Source organism: Streptomyces sp. MS191, from assembly GCF_008042125.1.
Classification (GTDB): Bacteria; Actinomycetota; Actinomycetes; order Streptomycetales; family Streptomycetaceae; genus Streptomyces.
In genome coordinates, this window is sequence record NZ_RDBI01000023.1 from 1 (window position 1) to 1997 (window position 1997).

At 72.7% G+C, this 1997-nt stretch carries 2 protein-coding genes and 1 riboswitch; both genes read left to right on the forward strand.

Features of this window, described 5'->3' with window-relative positions; all coding sequences use genetic code 11:
* Positions 1 to 141 precede the first annotated feature (141 nt).
* Positions 142 to 1260, forward strand: a complete 1119-nt coding sequence (locus EAO71_RS02880) for a magnesium and cobalt transport protein CorA (RefSeq protein WP_147976180.1) — start codon at positions 142 to 144, stop codon at positions 1258 to 1260.
* A gap of 91 nt (positions 1261 to 1351) precedes the next feature.
* Positions 1352 to 1502, forward strand: a riboswitch (cobalamin riboswitch).
* A 157-nt stretch (positions 1503 to 1659) separates the two neighbouring features.
* Positions 1660 to 1997: aldo/keto reductase (locus tag EAO71_RS02885; RefSeq protein ID WP_147976206.1), on the forward strand; the 338-nt coding region annotated here is incomplete at its 3' end.

Consider the following 1997-nt stretch of genomic DNA (forward strand, 5'->3'; position numbering starts at 1 on the left):
GGACGGGCGGTGGGGCCCGGCCGTGGGGCCGGCGTCAGACGTTGACCCCGAAGTCGGCGGCGATCCCCGCGAGTCCGGAGGCGTACCCCTGCCCGGAGACCCAGCCGCGCGATCCCGAACGCCTGCGGAGGTGGAGCCACCGTGCCGGAACGCCGTCCCCGCGCAGCCTGGCGCCGCCAGCCGGAACCGTCGGCGTCCCGGGGCCCGGCGCGTCCCGACGAGACCGGGGCGGGCGACCAGCCGAGCGTGGTGCAGGCGACGCTCTACCGCGACGGCCGCAAGGTCTCGTCCCCCGACACGCTCGCCGACACCTTCCGTCAGCTGCGCGAGCACCCGGACGGCATGGCGTGGATCGGCCTGCACCGCCCCTCGGAGACGGAACTCCACTCCCTGGCCGCCGAGTTCGACCTCCACGAACTGGCCGTCGAGGACGCCATGGAGGCGCACCAGCGTCCCAAGCTGGAGCGCTACGGCGACACCTTGTTCGTGGTCCTGCGCGCGGCGCGCTATCTCGACGCCCCGGAGGAGGTCGACTTCGGCGAACTCCACGTCTTCGTCGGCCGGGACTTCGTGATCACGGTCCGCCACGCCGAGGCCCCCGACCTCTCCGCGGTCCGCCGCCGCATGGAGGACAACCCCGCGCTCCTCGCCCTGGGCCCGGAGGCGGTCCTGTACGCGATCCTCGACGCGGTCGTCGACGGCTACGTCCCGGTCGTCGCGGGCGTGCAGAACGACATCGACGAGATCGAGACCGAGGTCTTCGGCGGCGACCCGGCGGTCTCCCGCCGCATCTACGAACTCTCCCGCGAGATGGTCGAGTTCCAGCGGGCCACCCGGCCCCTGGTCGGCATGCTGCACGGCCTGATGGCCGGCTTCGCCAAGTACGGCACGGACGAGGAACTCCAGCGCTACCTCCGCGACGTCGCCGACCACGTCACCCACACCAGCGAGCGCGTGGACGGCTTCCGTCAGGCCCTGACGGAGATCCTCACGGTGAACGCGACGCTGGTCACCCAGCAGCAGAACGCGGAGATGCGCGCGCTGGCGGAGGCGGGCTTCGAGCAGAACGAGGAGATCAAGAAGATCTCGTCGTGGGCGGCCATCCTCTTCGCCCCGACCCTGGTCGGCACGATCTACGGCATGAACTTCGACCACATGCCGGAGCTGCACTGGGCGGGCGGGTACCCGTTCGCGGTGGTGCTGATGGCGGTGGTGTGCGTGAGCCTGTACGTGGTCTTCAAGAAGAAGGACTGGCTGTAGGAGCGGGCGGGGCACGCGCGGCCGGTCCGGGCCTGGGCCGCTGTCGATGGCCGGCGGGGCGGCTGGTCCGCCCCGTCCGCCGGGCGGGGCAGGGAACCCGGTGGGAATCCGGGACTGCCCCGCGGCGGTGAGCGGGAACGACCGCCGCCACACAGCGCTGGGCCCGGGACGGGCCTGGGGGGCGACGGCCGGCAGGTGTCCGCCTGGTGGTCCCGGTGGAAGCGCCCGGGAGTCCGAAGACCGGCCACTGCCCGCGCGCCGGCACCCCGCGGTCCGGTCCCGATCGGCAGGACGTCCCCGGGTCGGAGACGGGAAGGGCGCGGCCGCCCTTGCCCTGGTGCGCACTCCAGGTCCTAGCGTGAGGCCCCGTCGAACAAGCCGATCGCGAGGGGGACTTCCATGAAGCACGTCGAGCTGGGCCGCACCGGGACGAGTGTCGGCCGGCTGGGACTCGGTTGCATGCTGATGGGCACGACGACGGACGAGGAGACGTCCTTCGCGATGCTCGACCGGTTCACCGACGCGGGCGGGACGCTGCTGGACACCGCCAACTGCTACTGCTGGTGGGAGCGGCCGGGCAGTCACGGAGGCGAGAGCGAGGAACTGCTCGGCCGGTGGATGGGCCGTCGGGGCCGTCGGGACCAGGTGTTCCTGGCGACCAAGGCGGCCGGGCTCGTCCTGAACGCGGACGAGGCGCGGCCGCCTTGGTCGCCAGGAACACCTGGTCCCGACGGCCC